The organism is Scytonema hankhaensis NUACC26 (assembly GCF_045865695.1).
Classification (GTDB): Bacteria; Cyanobacteriota; Cyanobacteriia; order Cyanobacteriales; family Nostocaceae; genus Scytonema.
This window is the reverse complement of sequence record NZ_BAACAP010000212.1, coordinates 1-17,928: the sequence shown is the minus strand read 5'-3', so window position 1 is coordinate 17,928 and position 17,928 is coordinate 1. Positions and strand designations below refer to the sequence as shown.

Sequence of the window (17,928 nt, the reverse complement as noted above, 5' to 3'; positions counted from 1 at the left end):
AGAAAGTTATTGAATTTACAAAGTCAGCATTGATTTTTGAAATCAAGATTTTAGCGTTGTTTTTACCCCACCCTAACCCTCCCCTTGGAAAGGGGAGGGAACTAGAAATCCCATCTCCCCCCTTTCGCAAAAAGAACTAGAAATCCCATCTCCCCCCTTTCGCAAAAAGAACTAGAAATCCCATCTCCCCCCCTTTCGCAAAAAGAACTAGAAATCCCATCTCCCCCCTTTCCAAGGGGGGACTAAGGGGGGTAATTCTTTTTCAAAGGTTGCAGGAATTGATATATAACAAAATTGATTAATAAACTGTCAATAATAATATTATTCAATTTATAATAATCGTAATAGACGATACTTTTACAAATTTACAAAAAGTTCATATCTGCAACAAATATATTTTTTATAAAAACATTTAAAAAAAACTATGCAATCTCTGCTGATTGTGCTAGTGTTTTTAGTAATTATCACGTTTCTAGCCAATTGGGTATTTTTTTTAGTTTATAGAGAGCGAAAAACTAAAATCAACCGAAATTGCTGAGACTCAGTAAGACTTCAATCAATGGTTTGAGTTATTTACTTGTGTGGAGAGAGAGGAGTGCGATTTGTGTAACGAGTTTGTCAAATATAATTTGTACAAATTCCATAGAATATGTTGTCTTAAACGTCTAAATCGTCTATGGCATTTATCAAAATACAAAACGTAATCATTAACACTAACTATGTGGTCGCTGTCAGGTTAAATAATCAAACTAGCATTGGAGAAAACAGCATTTCTGTTCTAATAAGTACTCCAAGGTTTTCGCTCTTGAGTCCGGAAACACTTGCTCAAGATTGTCAGGATTTGTGTCTAGACGAATGGGTTGAATTTACCGGAAAAGCTGCGATCGCACTACATGATTATTTTACGAGCTTTAACAATGTTATTGACCTGATGCCAAATTATGAATGATGAAACATTCCATTCATAATTCATAATTTAAAGTTCTCAGAGAACAGTCTTATAGTTATCTTGTCTTCATGTAAAAATCAAAATTCTCCTATGAATTCCCTAACTTAAGTTATGGGTATTACTGAATTGCGATCGCTATTAACTGTTAACTGTTAACTATTCATCCCGAACGAGAGAACGAGCAATCAATGACCCACGCTATCAACCATTACAATTCTTCCTATGTCTGCTCATTCAATTGATAATGCCTTGGCGGAGTTAGCAGCCGAAATAAGTCAGTTTGAAAAGGTTGTCAACAGGTGTATTGAGGAAAAAAAAATGATGCCAGAACAATCTATGTCAATCGATAAAATTAACAGAAAATTACAAAATAGCCCTATAGCCATCGTGGGTATGGCTTCTCTGTTTGCGAAATCCAGAAACCTACAAGAATACTGGCAAAACATTCTTAACAAACAAGACTGTATTACTGATGTTCCATCAACACATTGGAATATTGACGAGTACTACGATCCAAACCCTAGAACACCAGAAGAAAAAACATACTGTAAGCGAGGCGGGTTTATTCCTTACGTTGATTTCGATCCAATGGAGTTTGGAATACCACCCAGCATTTTAGAAGTCACTGACGTTGCACAACTTTTAAGTTTGGTTGTTGCAAAAGAAGCAATGGAAGATGCAGGCTACGATGCGTCGCGCGAGTTTAATCGTGAAACTGTCGGAGTCGTCTTAGGTGTAGCAGGAAGCCAATTGGGGTTACCACTTGCAGCACGTTTAGAGTATCCGGTTTGGGAAAAGGTTCTGAAGAGTAGCGGTTTATCTGATGAGGATACCCAAAAAATCATCAAGAAAATCAAAAGCGCTTACGTTAACTGGGATGAAAACGCCTTCCCTGGAATGCTAGGTAACGTAGTTGCAGGTAGAATTGCTAACCGTTTGAACTTAGGCGGTATCAATTGCGTTGTTGATGCGGCTTGTGCGAGTTCCTTTGGCGCTTTAAAAATGGCGATTAGCGAACTCATCGAACACCGTTGTGACATGATGCTGACGGGTGGAGTGGACACTGACAACACCATCATGGCGTATATGTGTTTCAGTAAAACACCAGCTGTTTCCCCTAGCGATAATGTCAAACCCTTTGATGCCAAATCAGATGGAATGATGCTGGGTGAAGGTGTTGGTATGGTTCTTCTCAAGCGTCTGGATGATGCAGTGCGAGACAGTGACAAAATTTATGCAGTCGTTAAAGGTATTGGCACTTCCAGTGATGGACGCTTTAAGAGTATTTACGCACCCCGACAAGAAGGACAAGTCAAAGCATTGCAGCGTGCTTATGAAGATGCTGGCTTTGCACCCGAGACTGTTTCCTTGATTGAAGCACACGGTACGGGAACTTTAGCTGGAGATCCTACCGAGTTTGCATCCATCAACCAGTTCTTCGGAGAAAAAACTTCTAAAAAGCAGTACATCGCACTCGGTACAGTTAAGTCTCAAATTGGTCATACCAAAGCTGCTGCTGGTGCTGCAAGTTTGATTAAGACTGCTTTAGCACTGCATCATAAAATCTTACCTCCTACAATCAACGTCACTCAACCCAACCCTAAACTCAACATTACAAACTCGCCCTTCTATTTAAATACAGAAACTAGACCTTGGATTCGCACCGAAGGAGAAGCGCCGAGACGTGCGGGTATCAGTTCTTTTGGCTTTGGCGGTACTAACTATCACGTTGTATTGGAAGAATACGAAGCACCACAAGAACAGACACGCCGAGTTCATAGCACTCCCAACGAGATTTTGTTGTTTGCTCAAACTCCCACACATTTATTAGCTAGCTGTGAAGAAATGCTTGCTAAACTGCAATCGGAAGCTGGGGCAAAAAATTATGCAGAACTTGTAGAGGTATCTAAATCCCAAGAAATTCCTCTCAGTGCGGCTAGAATTGGGTTTGTTGCAGAATCTTATGCTGAGGCTTGTAAGTTATTACAAATTGGTGTTGACTTAATTAAGAGTAAAGCTTCTGCTGCATCATGGGAACATCCTCAAGGTATATTTTACCGTCAAACAGGTATGGACCTTGGAGGGAAGGTTGTTGCTTTGTTCTCCGGTCAAGGTTCCCAGTACTTGAACATGGGTCGGGAATTAGTCATGAATTTCCCTGAAAGTCAACGTCTGTTTGGCTACATGGATAGCCTTTTGCTCAAAGATAATTTGCGAACCCTGTCGAGCATAGTTTTTCCCCATCCTGTCTTTGAAGAATCCGAAAAGAACGCTCAAGTCGCTATTTTACAAAGAACAGAATATGCTCAACCAGCAATTGGAATGCTGAGTGCTAGTCTGTACAAAATATTACAAAAATCTGGTTTTACAGCAGATTTTGCTGCAGGGCATAGCTTTGGTGAACTGACAGCTTTGTGGGCTGCGGGAGTCTTAAGCGAAGAAGATTACTGCTTCCTGGTGAAAGCTAGAGGACAAGCAATGGCAGCACCTCAAGACCCGGATTATGATGCAGGGGCGATGTTGGCTGTGAAGGAAGAAGTTGGCAAAATCGAAGGTCTGTTAAAACAGTATCCAAAGGTATCTATTGCCAATCTGAATTCTCCCCGTCAAGTTGTATTAGCAGGTCCGGCTGCAGAAATTGCCAAAGTACGTCTGGTGTTACAAGAACAAGGATTAACTGCTGTTCCTCTACCCGTGTCTGCAGCTTTCCACACTCCTTCAATCGCTTTTGCTCAAAAAGCTTTTGCGAATGCGATTAAGTCTGTTAAGTTCCAAAACGCCAAAATACCTGTTTACACTAACGTCACCGCCAAGCAATATCCTCAAGAAGCACAGGCTATTCAAACAATCCTCGAAAACCACCTGAGCAATCCAGTGCTGTTTAAGCAGGAAATAGAACATATTTATGCAGCAGGCGGTTATTGCTTTGTGGAATTTGGTCCGAGGAAAATACTCACAGGATTAGTGCAAGAAATTTTAGGCGATCGCCCTCATATTACCATAGCCTTAAATCCTAGCGCTCAAAAGAATAGCGATCGCTCCCTGAGAGAAGCAGTTGTGCAATTGCGCGTCGCTGGTATGCCATTACACAACCTTGACCCCCATCAATTGCCACCCACCGTACCTATAGCCAAGAAAACTAAAGGATTGACAGTACGTTTAAATGGCATTAACTACATGTCAGAAAAAACAAAGATGGCATTTCAAGAAGCTTTGCAAGACGGACATAAAGTTACACTACCTGCAAGCAAAGAAGTCATTGCCACCGAATCCAAGCAAATCACACCTCCTGCAACTTCACCAAAGTTAGAAAAGTTAGAGAAACAGCCATCTCTACCAACTTCAACAGAATCCAAACAAAGCACCCCACCCGTAACGGTACCCCAAGAAAGTCACGACAACACAGATTGTACAGATCGTAAAGAACAACTCGTCACAGATTTTATGGCAAAATTAGCCGAGAAAAAATCTGTCACTCCCCCTGTCTCCCCATCTCCCACTCTCCCCCTCCCCCCATCTCCCCATCTCCCCGTCTCCCCCTCTCTTCCTTCACCTCAACCAGTCCAAGAGGCGAAAATGCAAACCAACTCCAATCAACTCGTGAATCACCAACAAGTTTTAACAAGCTTAGAGTACGTCCTGACACAATTCCAGCAAAATCAGAGAGAGAATCTGCAAGTCCACGGACAATATCTCAACCATCAAGCGGAATACATCAAAACATTTTTCCAACTCATGCAGCAACAAAACAGTTTGTTAGCTAGCAACCCTTCTTCAACAGAAACAGCAAAGCTCAAGCCCTCTTTAATAGGGAGTTTAGAGCGTAGTATGATGCAATTCCACGACCAACAAGGCGATACTCTACGCATTCACGATCGATATCTTAAAGCACAAGTAGAAGTAACTCAAAACTTTTTCCAACTTCTACAGCAAGAGTATTCACAGTTGATTGGTGGTAAATTAGCAATTACTCAACCTGTCGTTCCTTCCGAGGTCACAAAACCTGTTGTCAATCAGGAACAGCAAAGCGAGATTGTTGTAGAGACAGCACCGAAAGAAGAAAACGTCAGCTTACCTACAACCACCGCACAAGTCCTTAAAGTCGAGCCACAGCCTACTGTTAAAATAGATGCCAAATTGCATTCAGTTGCAGAAACTTTCACTGTAGAGACAGTAGAAAAAGTTGCAGTGGCAACAGATATTGAAGCAGAGGCTGTCAAGGATAAGTTAGTTGTCAGTCTCACGCCCGAACCGTCTGCTATATCCGTTACTAACGTTGCTATAGTCGCTAACAACAATCTAGCTAACTTAGATAAGGAGTTGTTAGCAATTACAAGTGAAAAAACGGGCTATCCAGTCGAAATGCTCGATCTAGACATGGATATGGAGGCAGATTTGGGGATTGACTCCATCAAACGAGTGGAAATCTTGGGAGGACTGCAAGAACTCTACCCCGATTTACCTCAGCCTAACCTAGAAGAACTTGCAGAAAAACGCACCATTGGTCAAATTGTCGAGTATTTGCGATCCAATGCTTCTCAATCAACTCCTGCAACAATTGTATTGAGCGTAGATACAGGTACAAATACGGTGACTGCTTTAGTACCAGCAGAAATTACAACAGCGATTGTAGCGGAAGTTGTAGCAGATGATATAATCGTCAGACCCACAGAGAACTTAGTTGTTGCTGAGGGAACAGAATTGGGTGAAACTTTACTAGCAATTACTAGCGAAAAAACAGGTTACCCTGTTGAGATGCTCGATTTGGATATGGACATGGAGGCTGATTTGGGAATTGACTCCATCAAACGAGTGGAAATTTTAGGGGCGATGCAAGAAATGTATCCCAATTTGCCCCAACCTAATGTAGAAGAACTCGGAGAACTACGTACTATAGGTCAAATTGTCAGCTATCTGCAAACTCTGGTAGGTGACGAAAAAAAAAAGTCTCTGAATCCGTCTTATAACCAACCCCCTAGCTTAAACAGCAATCCTCTCCGACGTCAAGTCAAACTCAGAACACTCCCTCAACCAGATTTTTTGGATTTCACAATACCACAAGGGCATGTTTGTTTGCTAACACATGATGGTACCCTTACTACTTCCAAATTAGCTGACTCTCTTTTAGAGCGTGGTTGGAAAGTTGTTGTTCTGAGTTTTCCTCCATCACTCGTCTCGCAACCAATGCCTTTACCATCAAAAGCCCACTGCATCCAATTAGCAGATTTGAGCGAGGAACACCTGCAACAACAGTTGGCACATATCTCTACTCACTACGGACCAATTGGCAGTTTTATCCATCTCAATCCTCTTGTTGAGGTTGCTTACAATGGCAAGATGCCTTATCTCGACGAAGAAAAAGCGATCGTCAAGTATGTTTTCTTGATGGCAAAACACCTCAAAAAGTTCCTGAATGAAGCAGCAGAATACGGACGTAGTAGTTTTATAACTGTTGCTCGCTTAAATGGGGCTTTTGGCTTGGGACAGAATGTTAATTTTGGACCGATTGCAGCTGGTTTATTTGGATTGACCAAAACTCTTAATTGGGAATGGCAGAAGGTATTTTGCCGAGCTATAGATATCATTCCTCAGATAGATGACGAAAATTCGGCAAATTACATTATTGCTGAACTGCACGACCCAAATCTTTACATTACTGAAGTTGGTTACGGTTGCGAAGGGCGAGTCACTTTGATTAGTACCCCTGATTAAAGGGGACTGGGGATTGGCGATTAGGGACAAGGAAGAAAAATTTTTTTCCAATCCCCCCCCCAATCCCCAATCCCTAATCCCCAATCCCTACCCCATATGGCAAAAGTTACTTACATTGGTCGCATAGTAGATAGGGAGAAACATGCTCCTATCAGTGGCGCTAAAATCTCAATTGGTCTGCCCGGTAAAGAACTTATTGTTTACACTGATTTGGAAGGAATTTATAAATTTCCTCTTGATTTTGGTAATTACAGCGTGCTTGAGGGGGAAATTAAAGTAGAAGCAAAAAATTATAAAAACTCTAGCGCTTTTTTAAGGCTTTCTCCTCAGAACAAAGACCTTGGTGATATTCGACTCGTTTATCCCCATTATCAAGGAAGCGATCGCAATTTACAAACTTCTGTCAACTCGTCGGTTAGTTCAGAACATAACATTGCACTCCCGCTTGTGGCAGTTATTATGATCGTTTTTGCTCTTTTAGTGGCGGCAATGACTTTACCTTCTTCTCAAGATAATCAGCCTCAAGAAATTCCTGAGAATACTATTAATCTTCAAGCTCCTTTAAATATTGCTTGAATTTCGGCTTTTGAAGGTTATTTTGCTTAGTGTTAGCTTTCTTTTTGTGATTTACATGAAATTGAAACAATCGGAAGAATCTATGAACGTAGTTAGTACAATTCAGCCATCTTCAGTTTTTCTTGTTAGTGGTGGTGCAAAAGGCATCACAGCTAAATGTGTTGTTAAATTGGCACAAGAATATTCTTGTAAATTTATTCTTTTAGGTCGTTCGGAATTATTGGAAATTGAACCTGATTATGCTCGCGGTTGTTTTGAAGAACCGGTTTTAAAAAAGCGAATCATGGAGTATCTTCTCTCGCAAGGTGAGAAACCTACACCTATGAGTGTTCAGAAACTCTACAATCGAATTTCATCTAGCCGAGAAATCCAACAGACTTTGGAAACTATTAAACAAGCTGGAGGATATGCAGAATATGTGAGTGCTGATGTTACTGATAACCAGACACTTAAAGAAACACTCTTAGGCGTTACTGAAAAATTTGGTTCAATTAATGGAATCATTCATGGTGCGGGTAATTTAGCGGATAAATTGATTGAAAAGAAAACAGAACAGGATTTTGAAAAGGTTTATACAGCTAAAGTTAAAGGATTAGAAAATCTTTTATCTTGTGTCAAGGCTGACAAACTGGAATATTTGGTTTTATTTTCTTCTGTCACTGGTTTTTACGGTAATATAGGTCAAACTGATTATGCGATCGCAAATGAAATCTTGAATAAATCAGCCCATATTGTCAAGAAACGCTATCCTGACTGTCATGTAATTGCTATTAATTGGGGTGGTTGGGATAGCGGGATGGTGACACCAGAGTTAAAGAAAGAGTTTGCTCGTCGAGGTATTGATATCTTATCTGTTGAAGAAGGAACAGCAATGCTCGTTAACGAACTCCATCCGGCAAATCACGACACTGCACAAGTCGTTATCGGTAGCCCCTTAATTCCACCTCCCATCCCATTAAAACCCGAACTGCAAACACACAGACTCCGCCGCAAACTATCACTCGAAAACAATACCTTTTTACTCGATCACGTTATTGCAGGTAAAGCAGTTTTGCCAGCGACTTGTGCGGTATCGTGGATGGTGGACTCTTGCGAACAGCTATATCCGGGTTATAGATTTTTTAGTAACACTGATTTCAAAGTTTACAAAGGAATCACTTTTAATGAAACTTTAGCAAATGAATACATTTTAGATTTGCAAGAAATTTCTAAAATCGAATCTCAAGAAATTATTCTGCAAGCCAAAATTTGGAGCCAATCTCCTAATGGAAAACCTATCTATCATTTCAGTATAGATCGCGTTCAACTTGTGCGAGAACTACCTACCCGTCCTACATATGAATCTTTAAATCTCACAGAAGATAACATCATTACCATGACGGGTAAGGATTTCTATCAAGCAAAAACAGCATCTTTCTTCCCACTCTTTCATGGAGAGTCTTTCCAAGAACTGAGAAAAGTTTTAAATATTAGCCCTGAAAAAATTATAACCGAGTGTATTTGGCGCGAAATTTCACTAAAACAACAAGGACAATTTCCAGTAGGTTGGGTTAATCCTTTTTCTATCGATCTAAGCACTCATCCACTATGGATTTGGATGCAACATTTTCATCAAGAAATTTGCTTACCTGCTAGTCAGCAAAGGTATGAGCAATACACTCGAATTCCATGTAACGTACCTTTTTACGTATCTTGTGAAGTCACATCCAAGACAGCGACTAGTGTAGTTGCCAATTTTATCGTACATGATGAGCAAGGAAATATTTGCTCGCGTCTTTTAGGTGGTAAAGGGACTATTATTCCTACTCAGTCTTTACAGTGACCAGTGACCAGTGACCAGTGACCAGTGACCAATCCCCAATCTAAATTATGGAAAAAATAGCAATTGTTGGATTTTCATGCCTTTTTCCTGATGCTAAAAACCCTGAAGAGTTTTGGCAAAATCTTATTCAACAGAAAGATTCAACATCATTTGTTAGTACTCAAGAACTCGGAGTCGATCCTCAAGTTTTTTACGATCCTGCCAAAGGTCAACCTGATAAATTTTATTCTCTGCAAGGAGGATTCATTCGTAATTTTCAGTTTGACTCAACTGGATACAAACTACCTGGAGAATTTCTGCAAAGTTTGGATAATACTTTCAAGTGGTCTCTCGATACTGCAAAACAAGCTTTGCAACATAGCGGTTATCTGGGAAATGAAGCAGTTTTGGCAAAATGTGGGGTTATATTAGGCACACTTTCTTTGCCTACTCAATTCTCCAATAAAATATTTGCTCCTATATATCAGCAGGTATTATCACCTGCTATTAAAGAACTTTTGCAGTGTCAGGATTTTGATTTCACTTCTCCAAATGCTTCTGTACAAGTTCCTGCTCATAATGCAATGATATCTGGTTTGCCAGCTGCAATTATTGCTCGGGCTTTGGCTTTATCAAATATTCATTTGTGTATTGATGCTGCTTGTTCTTCACCGTTATATGCTGCTAAGCTAGCATCTCATTATTTGCAGACGCATAAAGCAGATTTGATGTTAGCGGGAGGTATCAGTTGTTCTGACCCTCTGTTTATTCGGATGTTGTTCTCTGGTATCCAGGGATATCCTGAAGACAATGACCTCAGCCGTCCTTTGGATAAGTCATCGCGAGGGCTGATTACTGCAGATGGCGTTGGGATGGTTGTCCTGAAACGATACAGCGATGCAGTTAGAGATGGCGATCGCATTTACGCTACTATCAGTGGTACGGGGCTTTCTAATGATGGTAGGGGCAAGCACTTACTTAGCCCTAATTCCAAAGGACAAATTCTCTCTTTTGAACGGGCTTACGAGGAAGCACAAATCAGCCCCAAAGATATCGACTATATGGAGTGCCATGCTACTGGTACGTTATTGGGAGATACTACCGAGTTTAATTCAGTAGAAACTTTCTTCGGTCAATATAGCGCAACTCCTCTAGTAGGTTCTGTCAAAGGAAATGTAGGGCATTTGCTAGTTGCGGCTGGTGCGGTTAGCTTGATTAAAGCCCTTTTAAGTATGTCCAAGGGTGTCATTCCACCTACGATTAACATCAGCGACCCCATAGGAACAGAGAACAACGTCATCGCACCTCCGAGAATTGTTACTAATACCACTGAGTGGCCTAACAAAACACCAGTTAAACGCGCAGCTATTAGTGCTTTTGGTTTTGGTGGAACCAACGCACATATGATTTTGGAACAAGGAGAAAATCCTCCCTTGTCTACCGTGGCTACCTTGTCCCCTTCCTCCTCAAAGCCACCAACTAAAGTCGCTATTGTGGGTATGGATGCGTTTTTCGGTTCATGCAATGGATTAGATGCTTTTGACCGTAGCATTTATGATGGAACACAAAATTTTATTCCGCTTCCCTCCAACAGATGGCACGGTATAGAAGATCGACAAGACCTACTTCAGCAGTACGGATTGCCAGAAGGTAAAGCACCTGTAGGGGCTTACATCCAAGATTTAGAAATAGATACCCTATCGTATAAAATCCCACCCAATGAGCTAGCAAAGCTTAACCCACAGCAATTGTTACTTTTGAAAGTTGCCGATCGCGCCCTAAAAGATGCAGGATTAAAACAGGGTGGAAATGTCGCCGTTTTGATTGCGGCGGAGACAGAATTCTCGGCACACCAGTTACAACAAAGGTGGAATTTGTCTTGGCAAATCAAAGAGGGATTGGCGAATAGTGGAGTTTCTTTACCGGAAGACAAACTTGCCGAACTTGAAAAGATTACCAAAGATGCTATACACCACCCTGTAGAGATTGGCGAATATCTCAGCTATATCTCTAACATCATGGCAAGTCGCATTTCCTCTCTTTGGGATTTTTCAGGTCCTGCTTTCACGATTACTGCAGGAGAAAACTCCACTTTCAAAGTCTTAGAGATAGCACAAATGCTACTCTCAGCCGGAGAAGTCGATGCGGTGTTAGTCGGTGCTGTTGATTTGGCTGGTGGTTTGGAAAATGTCTTGTTACGAAGCCAACTTGTACCAATAAATACAGGTACAAATACTTTAAGTTTCGACTCCAAAGCAAATGGTTGGATTGTTGGCGAAGGTGCGGGGGCTGTTGTTCTGAAGCGTCACGACACAGCGAAAAAAGATAATGACCGTATATACGCCGTTGTTGATGCTGTTGGTTTTGGAACCGCAGATGCACAGCAAAGCACGCAGATAGAAGAAAACAACATCAGCGTCCATCAGCTACAGGGTGCGGTTAAAATAACATCAATCAATGGAGAGACAGTTAGCCAAGCTTGTCAAGAAGCTTTCCAAGTGGCTGGTGTTAAACCCACAGACGTAGAATATTTAGAAGTTTACGGGAGTGGAATTTCCCAAGAAGATGAAGCCGAAATTGAGGGTTTAATCCAAGCATATCCCGCAAGTGAAAATAACTTAAGCTGTGCTATTGGTAGCGTCAAAGCCAATATCGGTCATACCTATGTTGCTTCGGGAATTGCTAGCTTGATAAAAACTGCACTGTGTCTCTATCATAGGTATATTCCTGCAACTCCTAAATGGTCGGGTGTAAAAAACCAAGAAGTTTGGCAAGGAAACCCTTTTTATGTGAGTACAGAATCCAGACCTTGGTTTTTAGGTAAGGAAGCGAAAAAGAGAGTCGCTGCAATTAACAGTATGGGAATGGATGGCACTTGCGCTCATGTCATTCTATCAGACGAACCGGAACAGCAACAGCATAACAGCAGGTATTTGCAGCAAATGCCTTATTATCTGTTTCCAATAGTGGGTCGCGATCGCACTGACTTACTCGAACAGGTGAAGGTTCTCCAAACAACCATAGATAATTGTGATTCTTTAGCAGCTGTAGCACGCCAAAGTTTTGTAGAATTCCAAAAACGTTCTCAAGCTAACTACACCCTCGCTATTCTGGGACGGAATAAAAATGAGTTAGCTAGAGAAATAGAATCTGCTTTCAAAGGAGTCAATAAGGCATTTGAGAGTGGGGAAGATTGGCAAACACCAGCAGGCAGTTATTTTACAGCAAAACCACTTGGTAAAAAGGGAGAAATTGCTTACGTCTATCCGGCTGCTGTCAATTCTTATCTTGGTATCGGTCGTATACTGTTCCGCTTGTTCCCACGAGTGTACGATGATGCAGTTATCAAGAGTCTTTTCAGCTTGTTTGCGGAAGTTTCTCAACTCGTCTTTCCTAGAAGCTTAGACAAATTATCAACCAAGCAGTTGGAAAGTCTCGAAAAGCAGTTACTGAATAATGCCCTGGCAATCTTTGAAACAGACATGGCATTTGCCAGACTCATTACAACGATTGTACGAGATGATTTCCGAGTTAAGCCAAAATACGTCTTTGGCTACAGCTTGGGCGAGACAAGCATGATGACTGCTATGGGAGTGTGGAGTAACTTTAGCGAAGGAATTAATGCCTTTCACTCTTCTTCCCTGTTTGCAGACAGAATCGCCGGACCCAAAAACGCCGTGCGCGAACATTGGGTATTGCCAAAAACGCGATCGTCGGACGATGATTTTTGGAGTACTTACCTTTTGATGGCAAACCCATCTCAAGTTCAAGAATACCTCAAGCACGAACATCGCGTTTACTTAACTCAAATCAACACGCCGGAAGAAGTCCTCATTGCAGGTGATTCCGAAGGTTGTCAGAGAGTTATTAAAGCTTTAGGTTGCAACGCTTTTCGCGCCCCCTTCAACCACGCCATCCATTGCGAACCAATGCGGTCTGAGTATGAAGAAGTTGTAAGAGTCAACACCTTACCCGCACGGGATATACCTGGAATCTCCTTTTACTCCTCAGCAGAATACCAACCAGTCTTACTTGAAAGTCATGCGATCGCACGTAGTTTAGCAAAAGGTTTGTGTCAACCGCTAGATTTCCCCCGACTCGTTAACCGAGTTTACAACGATGGGGCAAAAATCTTTATTGAAGCAGGGTCTGGTAACGTTTGTTCGCGATGGATAGATAAAATCCTAGAAAACAAAGAACACATTACCGTACCCCTCAATAGAAGAGGTATTGATGACCATGCTTCCATTATAAGAGCACTAGGAAAACTCCTCAGCCATCAAGTAGCTGTAGACTTATCACCCCTGTACAGTGAGATAACAGAAGCATCAAGCCAACGCAAACCAACAGTCAAAACACTGACCCTAGGACAAGCAACTTCAGTTGAAGAAACCTCACAGGAAAAACTTCCTCAAGGAAACCGAATTGTTGCCAGCATTGTGACAGACGAAAACCGAAAGCTTTTCCAAAATGCAGTCCGCAAACTACCCCCTCGCATTGATACCAAGCAACAACAAAATAAACCACAATCTACCGAATCAGAAACTCAAAATTCACCCAAAGTTACCATTTCCAAACAACCACCCGCAAGCAACATTCACAACATTATTACACCATCAATACTCCAGCTAGAGAAATTAAACATGAAAAATGCCCCTAATAACAGTTTTGAACCTAAAGAACGAGTAGAATCTGGTGAGCAAAAAACAACTCAAGAAATTGTTTCCTCCAGAACTTTGTCAACACCAAACGCCAACCAACAATTTAGTAACATCACCACCCACTTATACCCAAGCAAAAACCAATATGAAAAGTTAATCACTAACAATTTAATTGTTCATCAGACCCATGCTAACTTCTTAAAATCGAGACACAAATTTAGCCACCAAATGAGTGAAATCATTCATTTGCAATTAGCTTGTGTTGAGAATTTGCTGAATAGTTAGTGGTTAGTAATTATATTATGTCCGGTAACATATCCATAATAAAATTTTCCTAATTTCCTAGCGTCTTTGCGCCTTTGCGCCTTTGCGTGAGTTTTATTCAGGGTATATAAACGGACATGATATTAGTAGCTACCAACAAACAACAACTAACTACCGATCGCTGTACGGGCGCGGCGGCCTTGCGTCCATACCAACCAACAACTAACAAATAACCAATGACAGTTTTAACTAATTACGATAACGGTCTCAAATTCCACACCAATACATTCCATCAGAATCAAGTTTGGAAAGGCGCATTAGATTGCGTAGCCTTTGAACACTCAGCAATCAAAGAGAAATTACTGCAATTAGATAAACCATGCTACATCATTAGAGTCGCCGGACAAATTGGCGTTACCAACGACGGTTATCTCTCACCCGCAGACAATGGAAAAACAGGACAAGCCGAACTATTAGTTGCAACCCCACCCGTATCAACAGCAAATTTAGGAGACCCTAGTTTTTTATCATTTCACGACGTGAAATGTGCTTATTCTACTGGTGCAATGGCTGGTGGTATAGCTTCTGAAGAAATGGTTATTGCGCTAGGGAAAGAAAAACTCCTAGGTTCCTTCGGTGCGGGTGGATTGAGTCCGGATCGACTTAAAACAGCGATTCACCGAATTCAAGAAGCATTACCTCAAGGTCCCTATGCCTTTAATTTGATTCACAGCCCTAATGAACCATCGATTGAACGTCGTGCTGTAGATTTGTACCTCAAGTATGGGGTCAGAACCATAGAAGCATCTGCATTTTTAGATTTAACTCCTAATATTATTTATTATCGTGCAGCAGGGTTAGGCGTTAATGCAGCAAACCAAATTGAAATAAAAAACAAAGTCCTTGCCAAAATTTCTCGGCGAGAAGTGGCTAGCAAATTTCTCCAACCAGCACCACTGAAAATTTTAAAAGAACTCGTTCAACAAGGACTAATTACTGAACAACAGGCTAATTTAGCAGCACAATTACCCATAGCCGATGACATTACTGTAGAAGCAGATTCAGGCGGTCATACAGACAATCGCCCTCTAGTGTGTCTGTTACCTTCAATTCTAGCTTTAAAAAATGAAATTCAGGACAAATATCATTACTCAACACCCATTCGAGTTGGAGTTGCAGGAGGAATCGGTACGCCAGAATCAGCCTTAGCAGGATTTATGATGGGTGCTGCTTATGTAGTGACAGGATCGATCAATCAATCTTGTGTAGAAGCAGGAACAAGCGAATACACCAAGCAATTACTAGCGCAAGCCGATATGGCAGATGTTATGATGGCTCCGGCTGCAGATATGTTTGAAATGGGAGTCAAACTTCAAGTTCTCAAGAAAGGAACTATGTTTGCTTTAAGAGCGCAAAAATTATATGAGTTATACAGAACCTATAACTCAATTGATGATATTCCTATTGTAGAACGAGAGAAGTTAGAAAAACAGATTTTCCGCAAGACTTTAAACCAAGTTTGGGAAGAAACTGTCACTTATTTATCCCAGAGAAACCCAGAAAAACTCAACAAAGCATTAAGCAATCCCAAAATCAAAATGGCAGCCATTTTTAAATGGTATTTAGGATTATCTTCTCGTTGGTCTAGTGCTGGAGAAAAGGGAAGAGAAGTAGATTATCAAATTTGGTGCGGTCCCGCTATAGGAAGCTTTAATAACTGGGTTAATAGTTCTTATCTTGCCGAACCAAAGAATCGCAAAGTTGTTGATGTTGCTCATCATATTATGACTGGTACCGCATATTTACACCGCATTCAAAGTTTGAAAATTCAAGGTTTGTACGTGACTGATTACTATAGTCAATATCTCCCAATGTAGGGGATTTACCCCCCTTAATCCCCCCTTGTAAAGGGGGGAGATTAGAGCCTAGTCCCCTCCCCTTTATCTCGTTCCTAGGCTCTGCCTAGGAATGCATTACTTGAGGCTCTGCCTTAATAATAAAACAATGGAGGCTCCGCCTCCTACTATTCATTCCCAGGCTCAGCCTGGGAACGAGGAAATACCTAATCTCCAATCCCCATTGCCCCTCAACAAGGAGGGGGCCCCGAGTTCCCCAATCCCTAATTCCCAATTCCCAAAGAGGTAAACATGGTTTCCAATCAATCTCGCAATGCAGAAGAAATTCAAGCTTGGTTAGTCTCTAATCTTGCAAACGCATTAAAGATTTCACCACATGAAATCAATGTGAGAGAGCCTTTAGACAGTTACGGTTTGGATTCAGCCCAAGCTATGGTACTGATTAGCAATACAGAAAAGATGCTTGGATTTGAAGTTTCTCCAATGCTGTTATGGCATTATCCCAATATTGAGGCTCTTTCAGAACGTTTAGCTGAAGAATCGCAAGAGAAAAATTCGGGTGTTTCAAACGCTAAGAATGGATCTACAGGAAATTCTTCAACGAAAACTGCAACTCTAGATTTGAGTGCTGAAGTTGTTTTAGATCCGAGTATTCGTCCTGCAACTTCTTTTCAATTCACTTCTGAACTCAATAATGTCTTCTTGACAGGAGGAACGGGTTATTTAGGTGCTTTTATTATTTACGAACTTCTCCAATCAACCAATGCAGATATTTATTGCTTGGTGCGTGCATCTAATTCTCAAGAAGGCAAGCGCAAGCTGAAGCAAAACTTGCAACAGTACGCCATTTGGGAAGAAAAGTTTAGTTCTAGAATCATTGCTGTTCCTGGAGATTTGTCTCAGCCCCTTCTTGGTTTGAGCAAGGAAGGCTTTGATATGCTAGCAGCTAATCTTGATGCCGTTTATCACAGCGCTGCTATGTTGAATTACGTGTATCCTTACTCTGCACTTAAGACTGCTAATGTTTTAGGCACTCAAGAAGTGATTCGCTTGGCGTGCGATATCAAAACCAAGCCCCTGCATTACGTTTCTAGCGTGGCAATTTTTGAATCCCCTGTTTATGCGGGTCAAGTTGTCAGAGAACAAGATAGTTTTGACCATTGGGAAGGTATTTATTTAGGATACTCTCAAACAAAATGGGTTGCTGAAAAGCTAGTTAAATTAGCAGGGTCACGCGGACTACCCATTACAATCCACAGACCTCCATTAATTGGCGGACACAGCGAAACAGGGGTTTCCAATACGAATGACTTTATCTGCATGATGATAAAAGGCTGTTTGGAGATGGGATATTTTCCAGATGTAGATTACATGATGGATATGTCTCCTGTGGATTATGTGAGCAAAGCAGTTGTTTATTTATCACAGCAAAAAGAATCGATTGGAAAAGCATTCCACTTACAACATCCTCAACCCGTACCCTTGAAGGCGCTAGTAGATTGGATGCGTTCTTTTGGTTATCCTATCCAACTAATGCCTTATGACGCTTGGCAATCAGAATTGATGAAGAGTTTATCCTCTGGAGACAATTCTTTGCATACGCTACGACCTTTCTTGCTTGAAAAGTGGTCTCAAGAAGGGCTAACTATTCCAGATTTGTACCTGCAAGCAAAACGACCCATTATTAGCTGTCGGGAAACTCTTGATGCCCTAGCAGGAGGTTCTATTGTTTGCCCTCCGATTGATTCTAGGCTGTTTATGACTTACTCTGCTTATCTCATTGAAAGTGGTTTCTTGAACGTCGCGTAGTCGTCATCCCTCGTTCCTGGGCTTCAGCCTGGGAATGCCTTCCACGAGGCTCAGCCTCAAGTCACTTGGAAGTAACACGTCAAAAAGTTATGGAACCGCAGATGCACAGCAAAGCACGCAGATGAAGTTATAGCGCCACAGTTTATCGTTCCATTTTTTTAACTACAAAATCTCTGACTTTTTAATAAAGTCGGAGATTTGACTCTTTCTTATACCAATTTGGAAAAAGAAGTAGGTTGGGTTGAGGAACGAAACCCAACATTGAACCCTTATTGTTGGTTGAGGAACGAAACCCAACAT

General features: G+C 41.3%; 7 protein-coding genes. All 7 read left to right on the top strand.

From position 1 onward, the window contains the following. Positions 1 to 676: 676 nt before the first annotated feature. The gene (locus tag ACKTT2_RS27125) at positions 677 to 949 is read left to right on the top strand and encodes a hypothetical protein (RefSeq protein ID WP_407892430.1); all 273 of its coding nucleotides are present in this window, start codon (positions 677 to 679) and stop codon (positions 947 to 949) included. 222 nt (positions 950 to 1,171) lie between these two features. Continuing rightward, positions 1,172 to 6,661 carry a beta-ketoacyl synthase N-terminal-like domain-containing protein gene (locus ACKTT2_RS27120; protein WP_407892428.1) on the top strand — a complete coding sequence of 1,830 codons (5,490 nt, stop codon included), beginning with the start codon at positions 1,172 to 1,174 and terminating at the stop codon, positions 6,659 to 6,661. A 96-nt stretch (positions 6,662 to 6,757) separates the two neighbouring features. Next, positions 6,758 to 7,237 (top strand): peptidase associated/transthyretin-like domain-containing protein, encoded by a 480-nt coding sequence (locus tag ACKTT2_RS27115; protein WP_407892426.1) that lies wholly within the window; start codon positions 6,758 to 6,760, stop codon positions 7,235 to 7,237. An 82-nt stretch (positions 7,238 to 7,319) separates the two neighbouring features. Further along, entirely contained in the window at positions 7,320 to 9,059 is a 1,740-nt protein-coding gene (locus tag ACKTT2_RS27110) for an SDR family NAD(P)-dependent oxidoreductase (RefSeq protein WP_407892424.1), read from the top strand. Between the two features lie 47 nt (positions 9,060 to 9,106). Beyond that, a complete protein-coding gene (locus tag ACKTT2_RS27105) occupies positions 9,107 to 13,984 on the top strand; it encodes a PfaB family protein (RefSeq protein WP_407892422.1) in 4,878 nt (1,625 codons plus the stop codon). A 215-nt stretch (positions 13,985 to 14,199) separates the two neighbouring features. Continuing rightward, positions 14,200 to 15,840 carry a PfaD family polyunsaturated fatty acid/polyketide biosynthesis protein gene (locus ACKTT2_RS27100; RefSeq protein WP_407892420.1) on the top strand — a complete coding sequence of 547 codons (1,641 nt, stop codon included), beginning with the start codon at positions 14,200 to 14,202 and terminating at the stop codon, positions 15,838 to 15,840. Positions 15,841 to 16,110: 270 nt separating this feature from the next. Further along, positions 16,111 to 17,628 carry a thioester reductase domain-containing protein gene (locus tag ACKTT2_RS27095; RefSeq protein WP_407892418.1) on the top strand — a complete coding sequence of 506 codons (1,518 nt, stop codon included), beginning with the start codon at positions 16,111 to 16,113 and terminating at the stop codon, positions 17,626 to 17,628. The last annotated feature ends 300 nt before the right edge of the window (positions 17,629 to 17,928 follow it).